At 67.9% G+C, this 26083-nt stretch carries 27 protein-coding genes; 16 read left to right on the top strand and 11 right to left on the bottom strand.

Features of this window, described 5'->3' with window-relative positions; genetic code table 11:
- Window positions 1–21: 21 nt before the first annotated feature.
- Window positions 22–882 carry an alpha/beta fold hydrolase gene (locus AB0H42_RS06370; RefSeq protein ID WP_357050670.1) on the top strand — a complete coding sequence of 287 codons (861 nt, stop codon included), beginning with the start codon at window positions 22–24 and terminating at the stop codon, window positions 880–882.
- Window positions 883–891: 9 nt separating this feature from the next.
- On the opposite strand, the gene AB0H42_RS06365 is transcribed toward AB0H42_RS06370, so the two are convergent.
- The 8 genes from AB0H42_RS06365 to AB0H42_RS06330 all read right to left on the bottom strand — a co-directional run bounded on the left by AB0H42_RS06365 (window position 892) and on the right by AB0H42_RS06330 (window position 10325).
- Complete coding sequence (locus AB0H42_RS06365) at window positions 892–2964, bottom strand: prolyl oligopeptidase family serine peptidase (protein WP_357050667.1); 2073 nt, start codon at window positions 2962–2964, stop codon at window positions 892–894.
- 124 nt (window positions 2965–3088) lie between these two features.
- On the bottom strand, window positions 3089–4108 hold the full coding sequence (locus AB0H42_RS06360; protein WP_357050991.1) for an alpha/beta hydrolase: 1020 nt from the start codon (window positions 4106–4108) through the stop codon (window positions 3089–3091).
- A gap of 838 nt (window positions 4109–4946) precedes the next feature.
- Window positions 4947–6572, bottom strand: a complete 1626-nt coding sequence (groL, locus tag AB0H42_RS06355) for a chaperonin GroEL (RefSeq protein ID WP_357050988.1) — start codon at window positions 6570–6572, stop codon at window positions 4947–4949.
- Window positions 6573–6992: 420 nt separating this feature from the next.
- On the bottom strand, window positions 6993–7286 hold the full coding sequence (locus AB0H42_RS06350) for a DUF222 domain-containing protein (RefSeq protein ID WP_030524663.1): 294 nt from the start codon (window positions 7284–7286) through the stop codon (window positions 6993–6995).
- 170 nt (window positions 7287–7456) lie between these two features.
- Window positions 7457–8215, bottom strand: coding sequence for a Clp protease N-terminal domain-containing protein (locus AB0H42_RS06345; protein ID WP_357050664.1), 759 nt, complete (start codon window positions 8213–8215; stop codon window positions 7457–7459).
- Window positions 8216–8273: 58 nt separating this feature from the next.
- Complete coding sequence (locus AB0H42_RS06340) at window positions 8274–9197, bottom strand: phosphatidylcholine/phosphatidylserine synthase (protein WP_357050985.1); 924 nt, start codon at window positions 9195–9197, stop codon at window positions 8274–8276.
- Window positions 9197–9922, bottom strand: coding sequence for a phosphatidylserine decarboxylase (locus tag AB0H42_RS06335; RefSeq protein ID WP_357050661.1), 726 nt, complete (start codon window positions 9920–9922; stop codon window positions 9197–9199). Before AB0H42_RS06335 ends, AB0H42_RS06340 begins: the two co-directional genes overlap by 1 nt.
- Window positions 9923–10064: 142 nt before the next feature.
- Window positions 10065–10325, bottom strand: coding sequence for a GlsB/YeaQ/YmgE family stress response membrane protein (locus tag AB0H42_RS06330; protein ID WP_357050658.1), 261 nt, complete (start codon window positions 10323–10325; stop codon window positions 10065–10067).
- A 264-nt stretch (window positions 10326–10589) separates the two neighbouring features.
- On the opposite strand from AB0H42_RS06330, the gene AB0H42_RS06325 reads away from it, so the two are divergent.
- Window positions 10590–11636 (top strand): beta-ketoacyl-ACP synthase III, encoded by a 1047-nt coding sequence (locus tag AB0H42_RS06325; protein WP_357050655.1) that lies wholly within the window; start codon window positions 10590–10592, stop codon window positions 11634–11636.
- On the opposite strand, the gene AB0H42_RS06320 is transcribed toward AB0H42_RS06325, so the two are convergent.
- Window positions 11611–12063, bottom strand: a complete 453-nt coding sequence (locus AB0H42_RS06320) for an SRPBCC family protein (protein WP_357050652.1) — start codon at window positions 12061–12063, stop codon at window positions 11611–11613. The two genes, AB0H42_RS06325 and AB0H42_RS06320, sit on opposite strands and share 26 nt — an antisense overlap.
- Before the next feature lie 200 nt (window positions 12064–12263).
- Here AB0H42_RS06320 and AB0H42_RS06315 point away from each other — a divergent pair, with 200 nt between their 5' ends.
- The 14 genes from AB0H42_RS06315 to AB0H42_RS06250 all read left to right on the top strand — a co-directional run bounded on the left by AB0H42_RS06315 (window position 12264) and on the right by AB0H42_RS06250 (window position 24150).
- A complete protein-coding gene (locus AB0H42_RS06315; RefSeq protein WP_357050649.1) occupies window positions 12264–12425 on the top strand; it encodes a hypothetical protein in 162 nt (53 codons plus the stop codon).
- 107 nt (window positions 12426–12532) lie between these two features.
- Window positions 12533–13003, top strand: a complete 471-nt coding sequence (locus AB0H42_RS06310; RefSeq protein ID WP_357050646.1) for a hypothetical protein — start codon at window positions 12533–12535, stop codon at window positions 13001–13003.
- 218 nt (window positions 13004–13221) lie between these two features.
- Window positions 13222–15474, top strand: coding sequence for an AAA family ATPase (locus AB0H42_RS06305; protein WP_357050643.1), 2253 nt, complete (start codon window positions 13222–13224; stop codon window positions 15472–15474).
- A 161-nt stretch (window positions 15475–15635) separates the two neighbouring features.
- Entirely contained in the window at window positions 15636–18428 is a 2793-nt protein-coding gene (locus AB0H42_RS06300) for a Na+/H+ antiporter subunit A (protein ID WP_357050640.1), read from the top strand.
- Window positions 18425–18805: a Na(+)/H(+) antiporter subunit C gene (locus AB0H42_RS06295; protein WP_357050637.1), complete on the top strand. Its 381-nt coding sequence runs from the start codon at window positions 18425–18427 to the stop codon at window positions 18803–18805. The genes AB0H42_RS06300 and AB0H42_RS06295 overlap by 4 nt, the downstream gene beginning before the upstream one ends.
- Window positions 18802–20397 (top strand): Na+/H+ antiporter subunit D, encoded by a 1596-nt coding sequence (locus tag AB0H42_RS06290; RefSeq protein WP_357050634.1) that lies wholly within the window; start codon window positions 18802–18804, stop codon window positions 20395–20397. The genes AB0H42_RS06295 and AB0H42_RS06290 overlap by 4 nt, the downstream gene beginning before the upstream one ends.
- Window positions 20394–20948: a Na+/H+ antiporter subunit E gene (locus AB0H42_RS06285; protein WP_357050631.1), complete on the top strand. Its 555-nt coding sequence runs from the start codon at window positions 20394–20396 to the stop codon at window positions 20946–20948. Before AB0H42_RS06290 ends, AB0H42_RS06285 begins: the two co-directional genes overlap by 4 nt.
- A complete protein-coding gene (locus AB0H42_RS06280; RefSeq protein ID WP_030524676.1) occupies window positions 20945–21205 on the top strand; it encodes a monovalent cation/H+ antiporter complex subunit F in 261 nt (86 codons plus the stop codon). Before AB0H42_RS06285 ends, AB0H42_RS06280 begins: the two co-directional genes overlap by 4 nt.
- The gene (gene mnhG / locus AB0H42_RS06275; RefSeq protein WP_357050628.1) at window positions 21202–21549 is read left to right on the top strand and encodes a monovalent cation/H(+) antiporter subunit G; all 348 of its coding nucleotides are present in this window, start codon (window positions 21202–21204) and stop codon (window positions 21547–21549) included. Before AB0H42_RS06280 ends, mnhG begins: the two co-directional genes overlap by 4 nt.
- Window positions 21550–21671: 122 nt before the next feature.
- Complete coding sequence (locus tag AB0H42_RS06270) at window positions 21672–22037, top strand: hypothetical protein (RefSeq protein ID WP_357050626.1); 366 nt, start codon at window positions 21672–21674, stop codon at window positions 22035–22037.
- Between the two features lie 148 nt (window positions 22038–22185).
- Window positions 22186–22620: an SRPBCC domain-containing protein gene (locus AB0H42_RS06265; protein ID WP_357050623.1), complete on the top strand. Its 435-nt coding sequence runs from the start codon at window positions 22186–22188 to the stop codon at window positions 22618–22620.
- 11 nt (window positions 22621–22631) lie between these two features.
- On the top strand, window positions 22632–22943 hold the full coding sequence (locus tag AB0H42_RS06260) for a helix-turn-helix domain-containing protein (RefSeq protein WP_357050620.1): 312 nt from the start codon (window positions 22632–22634) through the stop codon (window positions 22941–22943).
- 29 nt (window positions 22944–22972) lie between these two features.
- On the top strand, window positions 22973–23758 hold the full coding sequence (locus tag AB0H42_RS06255) for a DUF899 domain-containing protein (protein ID WP_357050617.1): 786 nt from the start codon (window positions 22973–22975) through the stop codon (window positions 23756–23758).
- A 215-nt stretch (window positions 23759–23973) separates the two neighbouring features.
- Complete coding sequence (locus AB0H42_RS06250; RefSeq protein WP_357050614.1) at window positions 23974–24150, top strand: hypothetical protein; 177 nt, start codon at window positions 23974–23976, stop codon at window positions 24148–24150.
- Window positions 24151–24246: 96 nt separating this feature from the next.
- Here AB0H42_RS06250 and AB0H42_RS06245 read toward each other — a convergent pair whose 3' ends face one another.
- Both AB0H42_RS06245 and AB0H42_RS06240 read right to left on the bottom strand, forming a co-directional pair.
- The gene (locus AB0H42_RS06245) at window positions 24247–24567 is read right to left on the bottom strand and encodes a DUF4158 domain-containing protein (RefSeq protein ID WP_357050611.1); all 321 of its coding nucleotides are present in this window, start codon (window positions 24565–24567) and stop codon (window positions 24247–24249) included.
- Window positions 24568–24616: 49 nt separating this feature from the next.
- Window positions 24617–26011: a DUF5933 domain-containing protein gene (locus tag AB0H42_RS06240; RefSeq protein WP_357050608.1), complete on the bottom strand. Its 1395-nt coding sequence runs from the start codon at window positions 26009–26011 to the stop codon at window positions 24617–24619.
- Window positions 26012–26083 lie beyond the last annotated feature (72 nt).

Genomic DNA, 26083 nt, shown 5'->3' with positions numbered 1-26083 from the left:
CCGGCGGCTAGCCTTGACCCGGTGGAGACCGTTGCGATCCAGATGCCCGACGGCAGTACGATCCAGGTGCGGCTGGTCCCGGCCACGGGATCGGACGCGCAGCCGGTCACCCCGGATACACCTCGCCCGGTGGTCGTACTGATACCGGGGCTCGGCGTTCCCGGCGAGTACTACCTCTATTTCGCTCGTGCGCTCGCCCGGCGCGGCATCGATGTCGCGGTGGGCGAACTGCGCGGCAACGGCGCCGGCTCACCGAAACCGAGCGCGGCCAGCACCTACGGGTACCACGAACTCGCCGCGGTGGATTTTCCGGCGATCTTCGAGGTGGTCCGCACCCGCTTCCCCGACCGCACCCCGTACGTGCTGGGCCACAGTATGGGCGGGCAACTGTCGGCGCTGTACGCGGCGCGGGTCCGCGGCCGCCTCGCGGGGCTGATCCTCGTCGCGTCCGGTACCCCCTACTACCGGGGTTTTCGCGGCCTGCTCGCACCGGGCATGCTGGTCGGCACCGCCGCGGTCTCACTGACCGCCGGGCTGGCCGGAGTGTGGCCGGGCGACAAACTCGGCCCCAACGGTTTCGGCCGCCAGTCGAAGGTGCTCGTCTCCGATTGGGCCCGGCTGGCCCGCACCGGCCGGTTCGAACCGGCCGGTGCCGATATCGACTACGAGGAACGTCTCACCCGGCTGAAACTGCCCGTACTCTCGATCACTCTGACCGGCGACGAACTGGCCCCGCGGACGTCGGCCGGGCACCTGCTGGACAAACTGCCGAACGCCGACAAGACGACCTGGCACGCGCCCCGGCCGCAGGGCCACAACGGCTGGATCTCCGAACCCGCCGACGTGGTCGACCGTGTCGAGAAGTGGTTACACGATCGGTGACCGGCCGGATCACTTCGCGGTCCGGCCCTCGATGAGCATCTGGGTGAAGAACTCGTAGATCAGGGCCGCCTGGAACGCCGACTGCTTGTTGTCGGCGGCGCCGCCGTGCCCGCCCTCGATATTCTCGTGGTACCAGACCCGGTGACCCTGTTCCTCCAGCAGCGCGGCCATTTTGCGGGCATGCCCCGGATGCACGCGATCGTCACGGGTGGAGGTGGTCAGCAGGATCGGCGGATAGGTGGCGCCCGCACCGGTTTCCGCGGCCCGCTGATAGGGGGAGTACCGGCTGATATACGCCCATTCCTCCGGCACATCCGGGTCACCGTATTCCGCCACCCAGGACGCACCCGCCAGCAGCCGGTGGTACCGCCGCATATCCAGGAGCGGCACCTGGCAGACGATCGCCCCGAACAATTCCGGGTAGCGGGTGAGCATCACGCCCATCAGCAGACCGCCGTTACTGCCGCCGACGGCACCGAGCCGGTCGGCGGTGGTTATTCCGCGAGCCACCAGGTCGCGGGCGATCGAGGAGAAATCCTCGTACACCTTGTACCTGTTCTCCTTCTGCACCGCGGTATGCCACTGGGGCCCGTATTCCCCGCCGCCGCGGATATTGGTCATCACATAGGTGCCGCCCTGTTCCAGCCACCCGATACCGGAAGCGCCGCCGTAGCCGGGGGTCCGGGACACCTCGAACCCGCCGTAGCCCGACATCACCGTGGGCGCCGGCGTACCCCGGGTATCGCGGTGCCGGATCACGAAGTACGGGATCGATGTTCCGTCATCCGAGCGCGCGAAGAACTGTTCGGTCTCGATACCGGTGGCGTCGAAGAACGCGGGCTCCTGCTTCCATTCGGTCACCGGCGCGCCGACCGACCCCGCGAGCAGTGTCGTCGGTGTGGTGAACCCGCTGGTCATGAGCATGTAGTCGTCCCCGCCCTCGAGCGGGTCGAGATTCATGATGCCGGTGGTGGCCATGGTGGGGGTGTCGGCGAGCGGTTCCGTACGCCAGCCCTCGGCACCCGGGGTGAGAACGTACAGCTTGGTCTGCACATCCTCCAGGGTCACCAGCAGCAGATGATTCTCGGTCCAGCCGTAACCGTGCAGCGAGGTATGCGCGTCCGGCTCGAACAGCACGTCGAAATCGCGCCCGCCGGCGCGGAAATCGGTGAAATTCGTGGCGATCAGGGCACCGGCGGCATAGGTGTTACCCCCGACCTCCCACGGCGATTTCAACCGGACCAGCAGCCATTCCTTATACCACGACTCGTCGGCGTCCGACGGTGTCTCCAGGTGGGTTCGGGAACCGTCGTCCTCCAGCAGGAAGACCTCTTCGTGGAAGAAATCGGTCGCCTGTGCGATGTAGTGGCGCTCGTAACCGGGGGTCCGGTCATAACCCGCCGAGACGGAGACATCGGTTACCGCGCCCTCGAAAACTGTTTCCGCGGCGTCGAGCGCGGTGCCCCGGCGCCAGCGTTTCGCGATCCGCGGATATCCGGATCCGGTGAGCGAGCCGGGGCCGAAATCGGTTCCCACATAGACGGAATCGATATCGATCCAACTGATCCGCGACTTCGCTTCCGGCAGGAAGTACCCCCCGTCCTCCGGGGCGATGAATTCGCGTGTTTCCATATCGAATTCACGGACGACCTTGGCGTCCGCACCACCCCGCGAAAGACTGATCAGTGCCCGGCTCTGGGACGGGCGCAACACTCCGGCACCGCCCCAGACCCAGTTCTCGTCCTCGGCGGCGGCGACCGCGTCGAGGTCGATCAGAACATCCCATTCGGGCTCCGCTTTCACGTATTCGGCGAAGGTGGTGCGCCGCCACAGACCGCGCGGATGCGCCGCGTCGCGCCAGAAGTTGTACAGCCACTGCCCGCGCCGGCCGGGGAAGGCGATCTTGGCGTCGGTATCCAGCATGTCCAGGATCCGGCGCTGCAGCACATCGAACCGGTCGCCGACGGCGAACCGCTCCATGACGACCTCGTTGTGCGCCCGGGCGAAATCGAGTGCCCGCTCGCCGGTGACCTCTTCGAGCCAGAGGTAGGGATCGGCTTCGCTGTCCTGTACGCCACTCATCCGACCATTGTCACCCAACCGGACGCGCGGTACGGAACCGTCACGGACCCGTTCGGTCGCACCCGCGCGCTACGGCCGTCGCGCCGGTCGGCGAAGGCCGCCGCCGGCGCCGCCCTTTCCGAGCTCACCCGGCCTCGGGTTCGGCCAGCTTCGTCCACTGATCGAGCCTGGTAGGAATGGCGGCACCAGGCGGGTGGTCGGAGGATGCACCGGTCGGGAAGAGGGCCAGATCCTCCTGCCCGGACAACCATGCGTAGGCGCCGGGCTTGGTGTCCATAGCACCCAGATGACCCACCTCGCCGCCGGGCACCGTATACATCTGAACTTGCTCCGGCCGTAATTGTTCAGCGATTTTGTGCGCATGGGCGGAGGGTGTGAGTCCGTCTCCGCTCGCGGTCCATATCATCGTCGGACAGCTGATATCGCCGAGTTCGAAACCCCAGGGTTTGCCCATGCAAGTCGTCAGATCCTCCTTCCATGCCACCTCGCCCTTCGTCAAGGCTTCGGTGTACATCGCGCACAGCTTTTCGGCGTTTCTCTCCACGGTTTCTCTGTCGGCCGCGCCGAGCTCATCTCTCGGAATACCGATGATCGTTGTCGGATCGGTGGGAGAGGCCCGAAAATTCATGATCTTGGAATCACACGCGTCGATGAGTTGCCCCACCTTGGTATCTATGCCCTTGGCCGATATATCCAATCCGGCTTGCTGGGTCATGCCCACGAAGTAGTCATTTTTCATCACGGCAGGCGGTGCGAGGGGGACGAGCAGCGCGAGCCTGGTGACCCGGTCGGGCAGGCCGGCCGCTACAGCCGCCGCGTGGGGAGTGCCGCCGGACCTACCGACGACAGCGAATTCACCGATTCCCAGATGGTCTGCGATCGCTCGGACGTGCTCGGCGGAATCGGCGATTCTCGCTCCCGGCTGTAGATCGGAGCCGCCGTAGCCCGCGCGGTCGTAGGTGATCAGCCGGACGTCCAGGCGATCGAGCAGCTCGGGCGGAGCGGTATCCACTCGGCTGCCCGGCGTCCCGTGGATCTGGATTATCGGTGTTCCGCCGTCCGGCCCCTCGGCACGGCACTGCAACCTGCTCCCGTTGGGCAGAGTGACGACGAAATCGCCAGGATGCCCATCCCCGCCCCGCATTCCTGGACCCGGCGGGCCACCACCGGATCCGGAGCCGCCGGACATTTCGTTCCGGTGGCCATGGCCACCGCTGACTTTCGTGTTGCTGTGCATGGGCGACACTCTGCGCGACGCGCCGAGGTCACCGGGGGTGGGCTTTCGGAATCGATCGGCGCCGATGTGCTCGGACACTGCGGACGGAAGAGCATGCCCGACGGACCCGGACGCAGTCGCGAATATCGTCGCGTACCCGCCCGTGACTGCCCGCAATCTATTGCCAACAGCCGCACACAGATTCTGAAGGCTATCTCCGAGCACGAATTCGACCGCATTCAGCCGTAAGCCGGACTGCGGCGAACTTCGCATCGAATAGCGAACCAGGGCGGACCGGCGTGGACCGGTCGATCTCAGCGAAGGAAGAACCGCTCCAGCCGACCGCTGACAACTTCCACGTCGACATCGACCCACACCTCTACAACACTGGGAAACAACCCTGGGAAACCGGGGCCTCATCTAACCACGAACTTGCAGCCACTGTGCGATCTCTTCGTCGGTTTGCCCGCCCCCGGAGACCCGGCGAAGTTCGTGACCGGCTCCCCGCAGCGGGCGCTCGCCGACCTCGACTACACCCTCTGCACGCCGAGGAGCCTTTCGACGAGCTCGGGGATCACCCTCTCCCGCAGAGCGATCCTCCGATTTCGACAGACCGGTCACCACCGCAGCGAGGTGCGGCAGAAGATTCCACCAGCACAGCTCGCGCGCCGTAGCCGATCGGCGGCGTAGGTGAACAGACCGAGGGCCGGTCCACCGTAACGGTGGACCGGCCCTCGATTCGGAAAAAATTGCCGGGTGGCGGGACTCAGAAGTCCATGCCGCCCATGCCGCCGGTCGGATCGGCCGGCGCGGCGGCCGCCTTCTCCGGCTTGTCGGCGACAACGGCCTCGGTGGTCAGGAACAGGGCCGCGATGGAGGCCGCGTTCTGCAGGGCCGAGCGGGTGACCTTGACCGGGTCGGCGACACCGGCGGCGAGCAGGTCCTCGTACTCGTTGGTCGCGGCGTTGAGGCCCTGACCGGCGGGCAGGTTGGAAACCTTCTCCGCGACGACGCCGGGCTCGAGGCCGGCGTTGAAGGCGATCTGCTTCAGCGGAGCCGACAGCGCCACCTTCACGATGTTCGCGCCGGTCGCCTCGTCACCGTCGAGCTTCAGGTCGTCCAGAGCCGGGGCCGACTGCAGCAGGGCCACGCCACCACCGGCGACGATGCCCTCTTCGACGGCGGCCTTGGCGTTGCGCACGGCATCTTCGATGCGGTGCTTGCGCTCCTTGAGCTCGACCTCGGTCGCGGCACCGGCCTTGATGACCGCAACACCGCCGGCCAGCTTGGCCAGGCGCTCCTGCAGCTTCTCGCGGTCGTAGTCCGAATCCGAGTTCTCGATCTCGGTGCGGATCTGCGCCACGCGGCCCTGGATGGCCTCCGCGTCGCCCGCGCCCTCGACGATGGTGGTCTCGTCCTTGGTGACGACGACCTTGCGCGCCTGGCCGAGCAGCTCGATGCCGGCGGTCTCCAAGGAGAGGCCGACCTCTTCGCTGACGACCTCGCCACCGGTGAGGATGGCGATATCGGCGAGCTGGGCCTTGCGGCGGTCACCGAAGCCCGGGGCCTTGACGGCGACGGACTTGAAGGTGCCGCGGATCTTGTTCACGACCAGGGTCGACAGGGCCTCACCCTCGACGTCCTCGGCGATGATCAGCAGCGGCTTGCCGGCCTGGATGACCTTCTCCAGCAGCGGCAGCAGATCCTTGACGGTGGAAACCTTCGAGCCGACCAGCAGGATGTAGGGGTCCTCGAGGACCGCTTCCTGACGCTCGGGGTCGGTGACGAAGTAGCCCGAGATGTAGCCCTTGTCGAAGCGCATACCCTCGGTGAGCTCCAGCGACAGACCGAAGGTCTGCGCCTCTTCGACGGTGATGACGCCTTCTTTGCCGACCTTGTCCATGGCCTCGGCGATCAGCTCACCGATGGACGGGTCACCCGCGGAGATACCGGCGGTGGCGGCGATCTGCTCCTTGGTCTCGACCTCCTTGGCGGAGTCGAGCAGCTTGGCGGTGACGGCCTCGACGGCCTTCTCGATGCCGCGCTTCAGGCCCAGCGGGTTCGCGCCGGCCGCGACATTGCGCAGACCCTCGCGCACCAGCGCCTGAGCGAGCACGGTGGCGGTGGTGGTGCCGTCGCCCGCGACATCGTCGGTCTTCTTGGCGACTTCCTTGACCAGCTCGGCGCCGATCTTCTCGTACGGGTCCTCCAGCTCGATCTCCTTGGCGATGGACACACCATCGTTGGTGATCGTGGGGGCGCCCCACTTCTTCTCGAGCACGACGTTGCGGCCCTTCGGCCCCAGCGTCACCTTGACCGCGTCGGCGAGGGCGTTCAGGCCCCGCTCGAGGCCGCGACGGGCCTCTTCGTCGTACGCAATTGTCTTGGCCATTGCGGTGAGATCCTCCAAGTAATGAGGCTGACACACAGGATGACCGCATTGTCGGGTCACCCTTTAGCTACGCTTGTGGCCAGGTTCGGTGCCCGCGACGGACGACCAGGGGTGTCGTGGTACCCGATCTCACCGTCCCGACCTTGGCACTCTCCGGTCGGGAGTGCCAAAGCCATTTTTAGCACTCACCGGTGCCGAGTGCAAGGTCGTGTTCATTTGCCCCGCCTCCGGCGGGGCGGGTCGGGGCCCTGTGACCCCGATTCTTCACTCCGCCGCTCAGTCGCTGCGCTCCTTCGCTCTGTCGCTCCAGAATCGGGGGCGGGCCCCGACCATTTGCGGGTGAACGATCCAGGGATGTGGGCTGTGAGAATCACGCGGTTCCCCGTTCCCCGGCCACGTCGGATGCGACCCCGAATAGGGTCAGAGACTGTCGGTGACCCGCAGGGCAAGAGCCAGAAAGGCATCCGCGCGCCGCTCCTCCGGGGTGCGCGGCTCCCCCTCGTCGATCGTGACGAATTCGGCATCGTGCAGCAGCAGTTCGGCCTCGACCCGCATGATGGCGCGAATGAACGGCGGCGCGACCTCCGGCGGTAGATCACCGTTGACCACATAGCTCCCGTCCGACAACGACTCGGTGGAGACGTAGGTCAATGCGCGCAGCAGATCGTCCCGGTGCTCACCGGCCACCAGGTCGGAATCCGTTTCATCCGCCATTGCTATAGATTACCGGGCCACCGGCCCGGATCGGGCGCATCGGGGCCCCCGCCTGCGGTAACATCAGCGCGGCGGGCGGCGCCACGCGGCATACGGCTCACCGCGGACCGATTCGAATCGCGCCGATCGCACAGCGCGGAGGCCCGGGTACCTCCGCGGCCGGGCGTACGCTAGTCCTTCTCGGCGACGATCTGCCGCAGCAACTCGACCAACCGGGTTTCGATCGGCTCCTTGCGCAATCCGGCATCACTCAGGATTCCCGAGCCGTTCTCCAGTTCGAGCACGGCGAGCAGGATGTGCTCGGTGCCGATGTAGTTGTGCGCGAGTCGCAGGGCCTCGCGGAAGGTCAGCTCCAGCGCTTTTTTCGCGTCGGCGCCGAAGGGGATGAGTCCGCTCATCTTGCCGGCGGCAGTCGCGGCCTTGAGAGCCTCCGGCCCGGCCGTCGCATCGCCGTCCACCGCGGTCAGGGCCGCGCTCGCGACATCGGCGAGGGCGACCCCCTGCTCCACGATCAACTGACCGGCCAGGCCGTCCGCCTCACTGAGTAGACCCAGGACCAGATGGCCGAGCGAAATCTCGGCACTGCCGGTGATACCGGCGGCCTCCTGGGCCGCGACCACGACCGCGCGGGCGCGCGGGGTGAATTTGCCGAATCCGGCATTGGGGTCCATCTCGGCGGAGGGATCGCCCGACGGCTTGGGCACGAAGCGTTTCTGGGCAGCCTGCTTGCTCACGCCCATACTCGCGCCGATCTCGGTCCAGGAGGCGCCCGAACGGCGGGCCTGATCGACGAAATGACCGATCAGATGATCGGCCAGCTCATCGAGATGACCCGCGGTGACCACCGCGTCGGCGAGTTGCTCCAGGGCGTTGTCGGGACGGGCCTTCTTGATGACCTCGATGAGGTCGTCCAGACGTACTGTTGTCATGCGTCAACTATAGGTTGACGCATGACTATCGTCAACCGGAAGTTGACGGCAGAGTCCCTCAGTTCCGCCCGCCCGGCCGGCGCAACCGCAACCGCGAATCGCCGCGCAGCGCCGGCCGCCGGATATCGGGGCGGCGCAGTACCGGCCGCCGGATCTCCGGGCGGCGCAGGACGGTCAACCGGCGGTCGGCCCGGCGCTGCGCGCGGCGCTCGGCCGGTTTGTACTGCCAGGTCTCGGGCCGGGCCGCCACCCAGCGCCGCGAGTACCACGCGAAGGGGATATGCCCCAGGTACAGCACGATCAGCACGAGCAACAGCACGATGGGGTAGGTGATCAGCGCCGCGCCGGCCAGCGCGACCAGCACCAGCAGGCCGGCGGCGGCCTGCGGGGCGACCGACACCGACTTGAGGGCCAGCGTGGGGATGGTGCTCACGCACAACGCCGCGGTGAAGACCGTCCAGGCCGCGACCACGGGGAAACTCGTCCACCAGCCGGCGCCGAACTGCACGTACACCGCGATGGGAGCCATCGCGATGAGCGCGCCCGCCGGAGCCGGGACCCCGACGAAGTACTCGCGCGCCCAATCGGGACGGGTGTCGTCGTCGAGCAGGGTGTTGAACCGGGCCAGCCGTAGCACGATGCTCACCGCGAAGAGCAGCGCGACGATCCAGCCCGAGCCGCTGCTCGCACCGTTGAACAGCACCACGTAGAGCACCAGCGCCGGGGCCACCCCGAAGGAGATGGCGTCGGAGAGGGAGTCCAGCTCGGCGCCGATCTTGGTGGTCGCCGACAGCAACCGCGCCAGCCGGCCGTCGAGGGTATCCAGGACCGCGGCCGCGCCGATCATGGCGAGCGCGAGCTTCAGTTCCCCCTCCAGTCCGAACCGCACCGCGGACAGTCCCGAGCACAGCGCCAGGATGGTGACGATACTGGGCAGCAGCAGGACCGATCGGCGCCGCCTGCCTTCGATGACCTGCTCCATCACACGCCCGCCGACGGCAGGACCGCCAGCACCGTCTCCCCCCCGATCGTCCGCTGGCCGATGTTCACCAGCAGTTCGGTCCCGGCCGGGAAGTAGGTGTCCACGCGGGACCCGAAACGGATCAGTCCGTAGGTGTCGCCGATCGTGATCCGGTCACCGGCGGCGGCATCGCAGACGATCCGCCGGGCCAGCAGACCGGCGATCTGAACCACCACCACCTGCTGCCCGTCCGCGGTCTCGATCAGCATGCTGCTGCGTTCGTTGACCTCGCTGGCATCGGCCAGGTCGGCGGATTTGAACTGCCCGCGCCGGTAGCGCACATCGCGCACCACACCCGAGACCGGCGTGCGCTGGACGTGCACGTCCAGGACCGACAGGAAGATACTCACCCGGGGCAGCGGCTGATCGCCGAGACCCAGCTCGGGCGGGGGCGCGGCCGTGTCGACCAGGGCGACCTCACCGTCGGCGGGAGCGACCACCACGCCGGGCCGATTCGGCGGGACGCGGTGGGGATGCCGGAAGAAGGCGGCGCTCGCCGCGGCTGCCGCGAGCGCGGTCCGGCGGACCCAGCGCCGCCTGCGGCCCAGGACGGCGACCCCGAGCGGAACGGCCACGAAGGGCAATCCGGCCGGATGCATCGGCGGGATCGCACTGCGCACCAGATCGGCCAGATGGGCCGGACCGGTGGTTTCCGGGGTGCCGGGCGGCGTGGGACGGCGTGCCACTGATTCCTCTTTCGTACTCGGTTCGATCGGCGCGGACTCCGGGTGGCGGCCGGTCACCGCGCACGGGCCGGCCGAACCTGTCGGCGCAAGCGTTCACACCTTACGCCGAACAGGCCGGTGGCACCGGGTGTCGAACCGAGGCCTACCTCCGTACGACCAACTTCACCAGGAACAAGAGGATGACGGCGCCGGCCAGGCAGGTGAAGAAGCTGAAGAACCAGCCTGCGCTGTTCACATCGACACCGAATGCCGAGAGCAGGAAGCCGCCGATGAGCCCGCCGACGATACCTACCACGATATTGAGCAGAATGCCCTGCTGGGCGTCGGTTTTCATGAGCTTACTGGCGATCCAGCCGGCGATACCGCCGATGATGATCCAGCCGATGATGCCGAGTCCGAGCATGAGTTGTTCCTCGCTTGTTCTCCGGGTACCCGTCCGCGGCCGCGGACGTGCATCGCCGCAATACCCGGAGTCGATCTCGATAACCCCCGGCGAATATCGAATAATCGATGCCGCCGCCCGTACTTGGGGATAATATGAGGGTGCCTCATGTCTCCGGATTGCCCGGTGACCGCGACCACACACGCGGCCGGCGGGTGAGGAATCCATATCGAAAACGGGTCCACCCTCGCGGCGACCCAGCCGCAGGTACATAGGAGAAGCACCATGGCTACTCAGATCGCCCAGACGACCGGAGCCCAGCACACCGCGATCCTGGGGCTGGGCGTGTACCGCCCGGCGCGAGTCGTGACCAACGACGAGGTAGCCGGACCCATTGATTCCAGCGACGAGTGGATCCGGACCCGTTCGGGTATCCGCACCCGCCGCTTCGCCGACGACACCGAGACCATCCATTCGATGAGCGTGGCCGCCTGTCGCGGCGCCCTGGACGCGGCCGGGATCGCCGGCGACCAGGTCGACTGCGTCATCGTCGCCACCTCGACCCATCTGCTGCTGACCCCCGCCGCCGCGCCCCGGATCGCCACCGAACTCGGCACCGGGGGCGCCGCCGCCTTCGATATCTCCGCCGGCTGCGCCGGCTTCTGCCACGGCCTGGCCATGGCCTCGGATCTGGTCCGCGCGGGCACCGCCTCGCACGTGCTCGTCATCGGGGTGGAAAAGCTCAGCGATACCGTCAACCCGGCCGACCGCGGTACCGCGTTCCTGTTCGCCGACGGCGCGGGCGCGGTGGTGGTGGGCGCGGCCGAGGAACAGGGCATCGGGCCGACCGTCTGGGGTTCCGACGGCACCCAGCACCGGGTCATCCGCCAGGACAAGGACTGGGTCGAGTTCTTCGCCGAGATCGAGGAGAAGGGTACCGACGCCGTCCGTCCCTACCTGGCCATGGAGGGCACCGCGGTGTTCCGCTGGGCGGCGCACTCTTTGGAAAAGGTCTGCCGCGACGCCATCGACCGCGCCGGACTGTCCACCGACGACCTGGACGCCATGATCCCGCACCAGGCCAACGGCCGGATCATCGAGATCATGGCGCGGGTGCTGAAACTGCCGGAGAACTGCGCGCTGGCCAACGATATCGAGGAGGCCGGCAACACTTCGGCAGCCTCGATTCCGCTGGCGATGGAGACCCTCCTGCGCACCGGGCAGTCCAAGCCCGGCGATACCGCCCTGCTCATCGCCTTCGGCGCCGGGCTCTCCTACGCGGCCCAGGTCGTGAACCTGCCGAAGTTCAGTTCGCCTCGGCCGCTGTCCTGATCTTCGCCAGCGATTCGTTCATCCCGGCGACCAGGTTCTCCTCGAACGCCGGCTCCCCACCGAGCACCGCATTGATCAGGGTCCGCGATACCCAGGTGGTGCCGTTGGGGACGTCCCGGCGTTCGACGAGCCGGGTCCCGTTCTCGGTGGGCTCGAGCGTGTAGGTCCACACCGTCCGGTTCTGGCTCACGCGAAAGGCCAGTGCACTGTTCTTTTCGTAGCGCAGGATGCGCGAGGTGGTCGGCCAGAACTTCCAACCGTCCCGGTTGAGGTTGATCGTCAGCGTGCCCGCTCGCGGCTTACCGATCGGGACCATCCGGACACACTGCGGACTGAACTCCGGCATCCGGCTCGGGTCGGCGAGCACCGCCCAGACCCGCTCCGGCGGTGCGGCGATATCGATGCTGGCTTCGAGGTTTTTCGGCAACGTTGCCTCCGGGTAGATGAAACTCCAAGTATCAGAAAGAGTAGCGATAGGCGACGGCTCGGTCACATTTACCCGCGCCGTGTATCGATATCACCGATCCGGAAGCAGAATCGATTGCGGCACCCCATCGGCTGCCGTACACGCCACCGCCAGCAAGACGCGTCGCCAGCAAATACACAGCTACCGTAAGGTGATGGGCCGTGAACTTTCGCTCGCTACTGCGCCGCCAGATCCCCGAGGGACTGCCGCAACTCCCGGCACTCGAACCCGATGACCCCTCCGGAACCGCCAGGATCGACGAACGGCTGGAACGTCTACTCACCCCCACCGAACTGGATATGGTCCTGCACCATCGAGTCTGAACCCCGGCGTTCGCAGCCCCGGCTGCGGCGGGGGCGGCCGCGCACCACCCGGTACGCTGCTGGTCGCGCCGGAGGCTCCGGCGTGGCCGACCACCGGGGAATGCGTTATGAAGCGAATCTCAACTGTTGTGCTCGCCGCTGCCGCCACCGCGGCGCTGGCGCTTTCGGGTTGCTCTTCCGAAGAAGAGCCGGCCGAAGCGTCGGGCCTGCGCAAGAACACCGCGACCGCGCAGACGGCGCCGCAGACGGAATCCGGCGACGGCGCCACCGCCGGAACCACCACCCCGGACGCGGAAGAAACTCCCGCGCCGTCGCCGGAAACCACCCCCACCGAGGACGATTCCGCCGGCGACGCCCCTGCCGCGGACCGCCCCTCCGACACCACCTGCGGCCAGTTCGCACAGCTCGACGAACCGCAGCAGCAGCAACTCATCGGTCAGATCCTCGCCGAGAATCCCGACAGCGCGTTCGTGGGCAACCCCAACGCCGCACTCGGCACCGCCAAACTGGTGTGCAACTCGCAGAAGCTGGCCGATCAGAAGGTCGCCGTGGTCGCGGGGATCGTCGTCAACGGATAAAGAGGGTGCGGCCGGTCGCGGCCGCACACTTTCAGCTACCGGTCATCGAGATCTCGTCGTTGCCGTGGGCGAGGTAAGCGGTATCTCCGCCGGTATCGATCGTGATGATCCGGGATTCCGCACGCGGCGGGCGACCGCGGCACGTGAACCGCGTGATACTCGACGCCGCTCACCGGGCCCGCGCCCCGGCATTCCCGAAAGCGGCGCAGAATGGCACGGTGGCTGAGTTGGCGTTGACCGTTCGTCTGAATCCCTCCGCCGCCGACGCCCGGCGCGGGGTGGTCCGGCTGCATCCCGAGGCGCTCACCGCCCTCGGGTTACGCGAATGGGACGGTGTCTCACTCATCGGCGCACGCCGTACCGCGGCCGTGGTGGGCCGGGCGCCCGCGGGGACTCCGGCCGGTACCGCGCTCCTCGACGATGTGACCCTGTCCAATGCCGGCCTGCGGGAGAACGCGGGCGTGGTGGTGGCGCCGGCCGTGGTGTACGGCGCCCGCCACGTCACCGTGAGCGGATCCCGGCAGGCCACGCAGTCGATTCCGGCGGCCACGCTGCGCCAGGCGCTGCTCGGCAAGGTGGTGACCGTGGGTGACACGGTATCCCTGCTGCCCCGGGAACTGGGACCGGATATTCCGTCGTCGGTGGCGAGTCAGGCGTTGTCGCGGGCGTTCGGGATCGCCTGGACCTCCGAATTGCTCACCGTGGTCACCACCGATCCGCCCGGTGCGCCGGTCAGCGTGCAACCGAACACGGCGGTCGAGTGGACGGCGGGGGTCGCCACCGGTGACGAGCCGGCTCCCGTCCGGGTGAACGAATATCCTGGGCCGGAACAGGCGCTGGCGCCGAGCCACCTCGACACAGTGACGGGCGGCGACCTGCCCGGATCCGTTCCGGTCGGGAAAGCGCCGCCTCCCGAACTGAAGGTGGAGGATCTGGCCGGGGTGCAGCCGCAGGCGGCGAAGCTGGCGGAATGGCTGAGCCTGGCACTGGACGAACCCGAATTGCTCAAGGCGCTGGGCGCGACCCCACGGTTGGGTGTGCTCGTCACCGGCCCGGCCGGGGTGGGTAAGACCACGCTGGCCAGAGCCGTCGTGGCACCACGCCGGATGGTGGAACTGGACGGGCCGTCGGTCGGCGCGGCGGAGAGCGGGGCCCGGTTGCGCGCGGTCGCCGCCGCGGCCGCGGCCGTGGGTTCGGGCCGGGGCGGCATTCTGCTGATCACCGATATCGACGCGCTGCTACCCGAACCGGCCGAACCGGTCGCGACGCTGATCCTGGATCAGTTGCGGGCGGCGCTGGCCGAACCGTGCGTGGCGCTGTTGGCCACCACCGCGCATCCGGCGGCGATCGACCGGCGGTTACGGGCGCCCGATCTGTGCGACCGGGAACTCGCGCTGACGCTGCCCACCGCCGGGATGCGCCGGGCCTTGCTGGAACAGCTGCTGCGCAAGGTACCCACCGGCGAGCTACGACTGGACGAGATCGCCGCGTCGGCCCCCGGGTTCGTGGTCGCCGATCTCGCCGCGCTGTGCCGGGAGGCGGCCCTGCGGGCGGCCGCGCGAGCGAGCCGGGACGGCACCGAACCACTTCTCGAGCACGAGGACCTCAGCGGCGCTCTGCAGGTCATCCGGCCGCTGTCGCGTTCGGGTACCGAGGAATTGGCCCTCGGCGATCTCGGTCTCGACGATGTGGGCGATATGGCCGAGACCAAGCAGGCGTTGACCGAGTCGGTTCTCTGGCCGCTGCGGCACCCCGATTCGTTCGCGCGGCTCGGTATCGAGCCGCCCCGCGGCGTGCTGCTGTACGGCCCGCCGGGGTGCGGGAAGACCTTCCTGGTGCGGGCGCTGGCGGGTAGCGGACAGCTGAGCGTCCACACCGTCAAGGGCGCGGAGCTGCTGGACAAATGGGTGGGCTCCTCCGAACGCGCGGTGCGCGAGCTCTTCCAGCGGGCCCGGGACTCGGCGCCCTCGCTGATCTTCCTGGACGAGGTGGACGCGCTGGCGCCGCGCCGCGGCCAGAGCTCCGATTCCGGAGTCACCGACCGGGTGGTGGCGGCGCTGCTCACCGAGTTGGACGGAGTGGAACCGCTGCGCGATGTGGTGGTCCTGGGCGCCACCAACCGGCCGGAACTGATCGATCCGGCCCTGCTGCGACCGGGCCGGCTCGAACGGCTGGTGTTCGTGCCCCCACCGGACGCCGAGGCCCGAGCGGCCATTCTGCGTACGACCGGCCGCGCGGTCCCGCTGGCGGAGTCGGTGGACCTGGACCGGCTCGCGGCCGAGCTGGACGGTTTTTCCGCCGCGGACTGCGCGGCACTACTGCGTGAGGCGGCGCTGGCGGCCATGCGCCGTGATGTGGATGCCGCGGATGTGACGGCCGCGGATATCGACGCCGCCCGCCGGGCGGTGCGCCCCTCACTGGCGGCCGATCAGGTGGAGTCGCTGCGCCGGTACGCGGAGTCCCGCCGCTGACTCGTTCCCGTTCTGTCCGATATGACTGACCTGGTGAAACTGTTGCCGAAGGGTAGCCGAATGCGGGCGCGCATCTCTTAATCTGTACGATTGTCCCAGTTCGTGCTCGCATATGCTGAGCGCGCAATACCCCGCCGCCCCTATCTCGACGGAGGTAACGCTTGCTCGCCATTCTGCTCGCGCATGCCCTGGCCGCGCTGATCGCGCCCGCCGCCGTGCGAGTACTGGGCCGCAACGCGTTCTATCCGCTGGCGCTGGTACCGCTCGGCTGCCTCGGCTGGGTGATCACCCACTGGAACGACGAGATAAAGGTTCGGATGCAGTGGGCCCCGACCATCGATCTGAGCCTGGACCTGCGCTTCGACTCCCTGGCCACCGTGATGAGTGCGCTCGTCCTGGGCATCGGCGCCCTGGTCCTGGCCTACTGCGCCCGCTACTTCACCGACGACGAACCGAAGCTCGGCTCCTTCGCCGCCTGGCTGGTCGCCTTCTCCGGCGCCATGTTCGGCCTGGTCACCAGCGACAACATGCTGTTGCTGTTCACCTTCTGGGAAGTGACCACCGTCCTGTCGTTCCTGCTGGTCGGCCACAACTCCGACAGCGTGCCGGGCCGCCGCGCGGCTCTGCAGGCCCTGCTGGTCACCGGTGCGGGCGGCCTGGCCATGCTCGCCGGCATCGTCATCCTCGGCGAGGCGTACGGCAGTTACCTGCTGTCGGATCTGCTGGCCGCCACCGACCGTCCCGGCGGCGTCGCGATACAGGTCGCGGTGGTCCTCGTCCTGGTGGGCGCGCTGAGCAAATCCGCCATCGTGCCGCTGCACTTCTGGCTGCCCGGCGCCATGGCCGCACCCACCCCGGTCAGCGCCTACCTGCATGCCGCCGCCATGGTGAAAGCCGGCGTCTACCTGATCGCGCGCCTGGCGCCCGCGTTCGCCGACGCCCCGGTCTGGCGACCGCTCGTCCTCACCCTCGGCCTGGCGTCCATGCTGCTGGCCGGTTTGCGCGCGATGCAGGTCACCGATTTGAAACTGGTTCTGGCCTTCGGCACCGTGAGTCAGCTGGGTTTCCTGGTGACCATGGTGGGCCTGGGCACCCCGGATGCGGCGCTCGCCGGGATCGGCCTGGTGGTGGCGCACGCGCTGTTCAAGGCCGCGCTCTTCCTGGTGGTCGGCATCATCGACCACGGAGCCGGTACCCGTGACCTGCGCGAACTCTCCGGGTTGGGCCGGCGCGCACCTGTCCTCTTCGGCGCCGCGTCGCTGGCCGCGCTGAGCATGGCGGGCATCCCACCGCTCTGGGGATTCGTGGCGAAGGAATCGGCGCTGGCCGCCGAACTCGACGCCGCGCCGCTCTCACCCACCGTCCGGCTGCTGCTGGCCGCCGGATTGGTGCTGGGGTCCATGCTCACCGTCGCCTACAGCGCACGCTTCATCTGGGGCGCTTTCGCCGACAAGCCCGGGGTCCCGGTCCCGGGGTGGCACACGCCGGGCATCGGGCTGAGCGCGGCGCCGGTGCTGCTGGCCGTGGGCTCGCTGGGTGCCGGACTCGCCGCCCCCTGGATGGACGGTCTGCTGGCGCCCTACGCCGAAACCCTGCCCGGCGCCCTCACCGGTCATCTCCAGCTCTGGCACGGCCTGACCTGGCCGTTGCTGCTCACCGTCGTGATCATCGCCGGTGGCCTCGTCCTGTTCGCGGCGCGCGACCGGTTCGGTGAATCGGCGACACTGCTGGGCAACGCCGACCGCGGCTACGATGCCGCGCTGCGGGCGGCCGACCGACTCTCGCTGCGCATGACCGGTGCCGTCCAGCGCGGTTCGCTGCCGCTCACCCAGGCGGTCATCCTCGGCACCCTGGTGATCGTGCCCGCGGTGGTATTGGCGGTCGGCACTCGGGCCGGGGTCGAACTGCGCCTGTGGGACTCCCCGCTGCAGATGGTGATCGGCGCCATCATGATCGCCATGGCGCTGGGCGCGACGGTGCTGCGCAACCGGCTGGCCAGCGTGCTGGTGGTCGGGCTCACCGGCTACGGATGCGGTGTCGTCTTCGCCCTGCACGGCGCGCCCGACCTGGCATTGACACAGTTCCTCGTGGAAACGCTGACGCTGGTGGTGTTCGTCCTGGTGCTGCGGGCTTTCCCGGCCGAGATCGGACCGGAACAGCAGGCCGGCTTCCAGGTCGGCCGGGCGGCGATCGCCATCGCGGCCGGTATCGCGGTGCCGGTGCTGGCGGCGTTCGCCGTGGCGGCGCGCAACGCCCGGCCTATTTGGGAACGTATCCCGGACGCGGCCTACGAGTTCGGCGGCGGCAAGAACGCGGTCAATGTGCTGCTGGTCGATATCCGCGCCTGGGACACACTCGGCGAGATATCGGTGCTGGTCGTAGCTGCCACCGGGGTGGCCTCGCTGGTGTTCCGCAGTCGGCGGTTCGGTCTGCCGCCGCGCGCCGCCGACGCACCCAACTACCGGCCCGGCGGCAAGGTGGGCTGGTTGCCCGCGGGCCGGCTGGTCGACCGCCGCGACCGCTCCATGGTCCTGCAGATCACGACCCGCCTGGTGTTCCCCACCATCATGGTGCTGTCGGTCTACTTCTTCTTCTCCGGCCACAATGCGCCCGGCGGCGGTTTCGCCGGTGGTCTCATCGCGGGGCTGGCGCTGGTATTGCGTTATCTCGCGGGCGGCCAGTACGAACTGGGTGAGGCACTGCCGGTGGAGGCAGGCCATCTGCTCGGCGCCGGGTTGATCCTCGCCGCCGGTACCGCCGGTGCCTCGCTGCTGCTGGGAGCGCCGCCGCTGAGTTCGGTCATCCTGGAGGCGACGGTTCCGCTGCTCGGCCATGTCAAACTGGTGACCTCGCTGTTCTTCGACCTCGGTGTCTATCTGATCGTGGTGGGGCTCGTACTGGACGTATTGCGCAGCCTCGGCGCGCGCCTCGACGACGAGTTGGTGCAGTCATGAGCGCGAATCTGACCCTGCTGATCGTCGTCGGCGTACTGGTGGCCTGCGGGGTATACCTGCTGCTCGAACGCACGGTGACGAAGATGCTGCTCGGCATCCTGCTGTTCAGTAATGCGGTCAACCTGCTCATTCTCACCATGGGCGGACCCGACGGGGCGGCACCGATCCGGGGCACGGTCGATATCGAACACAGCACCATGGCCGACCCGCTGGCCCAGGCGCTGGTGCTGACCGCCATCGTCATCACCATGGGTGTTTCGGCGTTCGTGCTGGCCCTGGCCTATCGCTCCTACATCCTGACCACGAGCGAAAAAGTCGAGAACGACCCGGAGGATGTCGGGATCGCCGCGCGCCAGCCGGAGGAACCCGAAGAATGAGCTTGTCCCCCGATCTGGTCCCCGCCTTCGCCCCGCTGCCGGTGCTCATCCCGCTGCTGGCCGCCGCCGCGACGCTGGTGGCCGGGCGTCGCGCCCGCGTCCAGCGGGTCCTGGCCACGGTCGCGCTGAGCGCCGCGGTGGCCGTCTGCGCGGTGCTGCTGTATCTGGCCGACCGCGACGGGACGGTGGCCGTTCAGGTCGGCGGCTGGGAAACCCCCATCGGTATCACCATCGTGGTGGACCGGCTCTCCGCGGCCATGCTGCTGGTCTCGGCGATCGTGCTACTCGCGGTCGCCCTCTACGGCGCCGGCCAGAACATCAGCGACGCCCAGGTCCGCCAGCCGACCTCCATCTTCTGGCCCACCTACCTGATCCTCAGTGCGGGTGTGGCGATGGCGTTCCTGGCGGGCGACCTGTTCAACCTGTTCGTCGGTTTCGAGATCCTGCTGGTCGCCTCGTTCGTCCTGCTCACCCTGGGCGCGACGGCGGAACGTATCCGCGCCGGGGTGTCATACGTGATGGTCTCCATGGTGTCGTCGCTGATCTTCCTGATCGGCACCGCCGTCACCTACGGCGCCACCGGCACCCTCAACTTCGCGCAGCTGGCCCAGCGGATGGACGCCATCCCGGACGGCGTCCGTCAGGCGGTGTACGCCGTGCTGCTGGTCGCCTTCGGTATCAAGGCCGCGGTGTTCCCCCTGTCGAACTGGCTGCCCGACTCCTACCCGACCGCGCCGGCGCCGGTCACCGCGGTGTTCGCCGGCCTGCTCACCAAGGTCGGTGTGTACGCGATCGTGCGCACCCAGACGCTGCTGTTCCCGGACGGCGGATTCGACAACCTGCTGATGATCAGCGGCCTGCTCACCATGCTGATCGGCATATTCGGTGCCATCGCGCAGAGCGATATCCGGCGACTGCTCTCGTTCACGCTGGTCAGCCATATCGGCTACATGATGTTCGGGGTGGGCATCGCCAGTTCCATCGGGCTGGCGGGCACGGTGTACTACATCGCCCACCACATTCTGGTGCAGACGGCGCTGTTCCTGGTGGCCGGACTGATAGAACGCCAGGCGGGCTCCACCTCGCTGCGCCGGGTGGGCGGGCTGGCCGCGGCGAGTCCACTCCTGGCGGGGCTGTTCCTGATCCCGGCGCTGAACCTCGGCGGGATCCCGCCCTTCTCCGGCTTCATCGGCAAAGTGGCGCTGCTCCAGGCCGGTGCGCAGGACGGCAGCGTGCTCGCCTGGGTGCTGGTCGCGGGGTCGGTGGTGACCAGTCTGCTGACCCTGTACGTCATGGCGCGGGTCTGGAGTAAGGCGTTCTGGCGGCCCCGCGAACAGGCCCCCGAGGGCCATCTGGTGGCCGCCACCCTGCCGTCGCTGGTGGAGGACAACACCGACATGCTCTACGACGAACGCACCGATCCGGGCCGGTTGCCGACCATGATGGTGCTGCCGACCGCGGCGCTGGTCGCGGTCGGATTGGCGCTGACGGTATGGGCGGGCCCGGTGCTGGGGATCGCCGACCGGGCCGCGGCCGAACTGCAGGACCGCGGTGTCTATATCGGCGCGGTCCTGGGCGGGGGGCCGCGATGAGCAGACTGGTGAACCGCGACAACGTGCTGCGCGTCGGTGTCCTGATCTGGCTGACCGCGGTGTGGGTGGCGCTGTGGGGCCAGGTCAGCGTCGCCAATGTGCTGGCGGGCGCCGGCGTCGGAGTGGTCATCATGGTGGCCCTCCCACTGCCCTGGATACCGACGCGCGGACGGTTACGGCCGGTACCGCTGGTGAAACTGACGGCGGTCAGTGTCTACTACGCCCTGGAATCCAGTTTGCAACTGGCCTGGTTCGCATTACGGCCCGGGCCGCCACCCCATTCCGGCGTGCTGAAGGTGCAGTTCGCATTCCGGTCGGATCTGGTCATGGTGCTGTGCAGCAACCTGATAAATCTGATCCCGGGCACCATGGTGCTGGAGATCGATCGCGAACACTGTGCGGCCTACGTGCACGTCATCGATGTGAGCAGTACGGAGGCGGTGGCCGAGTTCTACCGCACCATCCGGGTGCTGGAGCGGTTGCTGATCGATGGGCTGGAACGCCGTGCCACTCCGCTCCCACCGCCGACCGGTCAGGAGGTGACCAAGTGATCGTCGTGGCCGTGGTGGCCGCGGTCCTGCTCAGTGCGGCCGCGTTGATCACCGCTTACCGCATACTCGCAGGTCCCGACACCCTCGACCGAGTGGTCGGGATCGACTCGATCATCGCGATGGCGATCTGCGGCCTCGCGGTGTGGGCGGCCTACAGCCGCGACACCAGCGTGGTGCCCGCCATCGTCGCGCTATCGCTGGTGGGCTTCCTCGGCTCGGCCGCCGTCACCCGCTTCCGGGTCCGGGACGACCGATGAACACCGTATTCGACTGGATCTCCGGCATCCTGATCATTTTCGGCGCGGTACTGGCGCTGACCGCGGCTGTCGGCATCGTCCGGTTCCCGGACACCCTGCTTCGTATGCACTCCGCGACCAAACCACAGGTCATCGGTCTTATTTCGGTGCTGGCCGGCACCTGTATCCGGGTCTACGAGGACCCCAATGTGTGGATGCTGGTGCTGGTCGGCCTGTTCACGTTGCTCACCGCGCCGGTGGTCGCCCACCTGATCGGCCGCACCGCCTACCGGGAGCAGCTGCACCGCAAGGATCTGCTGGTGGTCAACGAACTCGAGGACGAACTGGATCGACCGCAGCCGTGACCCCGGCGGCCCCGGGGGCCGCCACCGCCGCCGTATCGAGTGCCGCTGTATCGAGGGTCGGGGAGCAGCGGCCGGAAATCCGGCGGTAAGGAGTTACGGCGGATAGTCGACCACTATCTGCCGTGGACTCCGAGTCGTCCTGGCGCGAACAGCAGTGGCTCAGCACCGATCCGGTGATGCGGATACCGTCGAGGCCGACAGCGCCGGACAACAGCAAGGCCATGACCTCGGCCGAGGTGGGCGCGCCGACCCTGCCCGAGGAGCACACCGCGCAGATGGCGCGGGGCCCGTTCACGCTGCCCCAGTTGCGCCACTCCCGGCTCACCCACACTGCCGAACAGGGCGCGTCCACACCGATACCGATGGCGTTGCCCGGGCACACCTCGGTACTCAGTCCGGCCAAGTACGCGAAGGTGCCGTCCGAAGCCCTCGGCCGATGGCAGGCCCAGACCGACCCCGCCACACGGCGGCGCCGCTGGCGCGGGTAACCCCCGGCATCTCAGAGTTCGGTTTCGTCGCCGGGTTCGGGCCACGCCAGTGTTGATGCGTCGACTGCTGGGCCGCAAGCCAGGGTTGACGCAACTCACTGGTTGCAATAATATCGCAACCAGTGAGTTGCTATTAATGGAGGTTGCTATGGGGTTTCCCGATCGCATCGAGCGGACGATCGAGCTGGCGCACCCGCCGGTGAAGGTGTGGGCGGCGCTGACCACGGCCGAGGGGTTGGGCACGTGGTTCGGCAATGAGGCCGACATCGAGCTGCGCCCGGGCGGTAAGGGGTGGATGCGCTGGAACGAGGGGGGCCACCGCGCGGACATGCGGGTGGAGCGGGTGGAGAAGCCGCACGTATTCGGGTTCACCTGGCACATCTTCGGGCTTCCCGAGGAGGATCCGCGCCGCACCTATGTGGAGTTCACGCTCGAGCCGGTGGCCGCGGGTACACGACTGACCGTGGTCGAGATCGGTTTCGCTCAGCTCGCGGAGGACGCCTACAAGGCGGCGTTCGAGAGCAACACCCGCGGCTGGCAGAACGAGCTTGGTGAGCTGGCCAGCTACCTCGATGCGGCCTGACCAGGAGGCGATTGCCGAGCAGGTCTTCGTGGCCCGAGCGGACCCCAGCCGGCGCGCGATCCTCGCCGCGCCTGGCGTCCGCCAGGCCCGCCACGGCGACCGACCTGGCGGCTCGGCTGCCGATCACCCGGCAGGCGATCGCCAAACATCTGACGTTGCTGTCCGAGGCCGGTCTGGTGACCGCGGAGCCGGGGGAACGCCGCCGGGTGCGTTACCGATTATGTTCCGCGCCGATGCAAGTGGCGCAACAATTCCTCGCTGCGCTGGCGCGGGACTGGGACGGCCTGCTCGACGCGTTGAAGAACATCCTCGATCGAGACTGATCAATCCGAAACCGAAAAGGAATACCGCTATGAAGACACCGTCGATCGTTTCGCAGAACGAGTGGGAGGCAGCGCGTCTGGAGCTGCTGGTGAAAGAGAAGGAGGTGATGCGCGCCCACGACGCGCTGGCTGCCCAACGCCGCCACATGCCGTGGCTGGCTGTCGACAAGCAGTACGTGTTCGACGGACCCGACGGCCCGGCGAGTCTGCTCGACCTGTTCCAGGGCCGCCGCCAGCTGATCGTCTACCGCGCATTCTTCGAGCCCGGCGTGGTCGGCTGGCCCGATCACGCCTGCCGCGGCTGCTCCATGATCGCCGACCACGTCGGCAATCTCGCGCACCTGAACGCCCGCGACACCACGCTCGCATTCGCCTCGCGCGGACCGCAACCCGAGATCGAGAAGGTGAAGGCCCGGATGGGCTGGTCACCTATCCCCTGGTACACCATTACCGACAAGTTCGACGTGGACTTCGGCGTCGACGAATGGCACGGCACCAACGCCTTCATCCGCGAGGGCGACGAAGTGTATCGCACGTATTTCATCAACCGGCGTGGCGACGAGTACTTCGGAAACACCTGGAGCTACCTGGACCTGACGGCCCTCGGACGTCAGGAGAAATGGGAGGATTCGCCCGAGGGCTACCCCCAGACACCGCCTTACGAGTGGTGGAACTGGAACGACGAGTACGCCGCCGCGGTCGACGAGACCGGCTCGGACTGGCTGGGCAGGGTCGCCGCCGCCATAGACAGGGGCGAAGCCGGCCGTCAGCAGACGGAAGCACCGCACGACTGCTGCGCACACCCGGCACAGTAATGGTCCACCCGACGGTTCCGGCCCGGTCTCGAGTGGGCCGGGCCGGAGCGGCTCTGTCGCTGCTCTCGGCGACTCTGCATGCCGCCTGCGACGGAACCCATTGCACCACAGTGTGGGTGATTGTCCTGCCGACGTTGATGTCGCTGGGCTGCCTATGGTGTGCCTGGGACCTGTGGACCCTGCCATCTCCCGGGGCATGGGCCAAGACTGCGGCGATGAGCAGCGCAATGCTGGTGCTGCACTTTGCCATCCCGATGCCCGGCGTTGTGATGCACCAGGCTTACCTGGCCGCCCTTGCCGATCTGGTGCTGTCCGGCGGGATGCTGCTCAGCACAGTCGTGTCCCGGCGTCCTAGGGCCATCGAAGGGGCAGCCCACCAACTCGCCGTCTGATCAACCCTCACTCCAGAAGAGCTACACCCGACAATCGACCGCGTCGGCGAACATCGCCTTCGGTCCGGCGCCGGTCACCCACGCTTGATCGGCGACCTACATCGCCAACTCCGCCTCGACAGCGCTATAGGAGGTCAAGCCGTACTCGCGCTGGATCTCCCAGGCATGTTCGAGTTTCGTTTTCTCCCGCTCGATGTACTGCTTCACACCCGAGGAGTCCTCGATGCCCAACTGCTCGGCGAGATAGTCGACCAGCGCCGGGGGCACGTGGAGCGGATCGGCAAGGAACATTCCGAACTGCCGGACCGCCACGACTTGAAGCGCGAACCCCAACCGGTTGTAATCCCGACGGCGACCCGCGATCAGCTTCCGGTCTTCATCATCGAGATAGAAGCCATAGCCGCCCTCATCGGTCACTCCGACATGACATCACCTGTAAGCCAACGTCGCTCGACATACAGTCCTCTTAGCGCCGGATCGGGCGGTTCTGCTCCTCACCCCCCATATCGAGTGGGTCGGCCGTGGCGACCACCGCGTCCGCGGCGCGGTCCGGCAGTGTCGCGACCGCCGCCGGAACCGGCCGCTCCCGGCGGCGCCGGGCGAACCACGTGGCGTGGAAACCCGCCGCCATCGCCGCGAGCAGCGCCGAGACGACCGAACCCCCGACCACCGGATAGTCGGCCATGTGCACCGCCAGATACCGGTAACCGACAAGCAGCGTCACCAGTATCACGGCCCCACCGGCCACCAGCCGGATCCGGAACCGGCCCCAGCCGCGTTCGGGTTCCCGCAGCGCCGATTCCACGGTCAGGCACAGCACCGCCCCGGCGACCAGGTCCACGCCGTAGTGGTAGCCGAAACCGAGCGTCGCGGCCAGCGTGCCCAGCAGCCAGAACATTCCGCCCCAGCGCAACCAGGTCGGTGCGAGCGAACCGTCGGGGTTGCGCCGGGTGTGCAGGAAGAGCGCCAACGCCCACGCGGTGTGCATCGAGGGCATGCAGTTGCGCGGGGAGAACGAGTCGAAGGCCATCGCTTCCGGCGCGCGGTCGAGCGGCGGCAGCACATCGGGCCAGAAATTGCCGAGCTGGAAGCCGTTCCCATCGACCCCATAGGCGAACATCGGTCCGACCACCGGAAACAGTATGTACACCAGCGGTCCGACGAGACCGAGCACCAGGAACGTGCGCACCAGATAGTGATTCGGCCACCGGCCGCCCGCCGCCACCGAGCGCAACTGCCAGACCGCCACCACGATGGCCGCCGCCGGCAGTTCGATGTACACCCAGTGCAGTACCGCGTCGGGTATCGGTCCCAGGGTTTCCAATACCCGGCCCATCACCCACGCCGGATCACCGAGCGCGTGATCGGCCAGCATCACGTACTGGTCCAGTACCTGTGGCCGCAGGTCCACGGTGATGTGCAGCCAGACGTCACCGACCTTGGTCGCGAGGATCAGCAGCGCGCCCAGCGCGGCCGCGTGCAGCGCGTTGCGCCGTTCGACACCCGTCCAGCGCAACCAGGCCACCAGCGCCACCGCGGTGAGCACGAGGACCGGCCCGTTGCCCACGGTGAAGGGCTCCCCGAGTAGCAGCCGCACCCCCGCGTACGCCAGATCGATCAGTACGGCCGCCCCCGCGGCGATCCACCGGCGCCGGGCCGGGATACCGACCAGCGCGAGAACCAGGCCCGCCCAGGGCACGGTCATGGATTTGGGGGTGCCGATGTAGTCGCGGGCCAGGCTCGTCAGCGGCCCTTCGAAATCCCGCCACATCGCCACGCCCTGCAACACCAGCAGCAGTACCGGCACCGCGGCGACGGCGGCAACCCGAACCCCCCGGCGCGGCACAGCACTGTGCGCCACCGCTCCAGCTCCCGTATTCGGGTTTTCGACTAGCACCCGACCATCGTAAACGGCACGTGAACGGCAGGTCAC

Origin of the sequence: Nocardia sp. NPDC050799 (assembly GCF_040654015.1) — a bacterium.
Taxonomy (GTDB): domain Bacteria; phylum Actinomycetota; class Actinomycetes; order Mycobacteriales; family Mycobacteriaceae; genus Nocardia.
The sequence above is the reverse complement of the archived record's forward strand: the minus strand, read 5'-3'. Positions and strand labels throughout refer to the sequence as shown.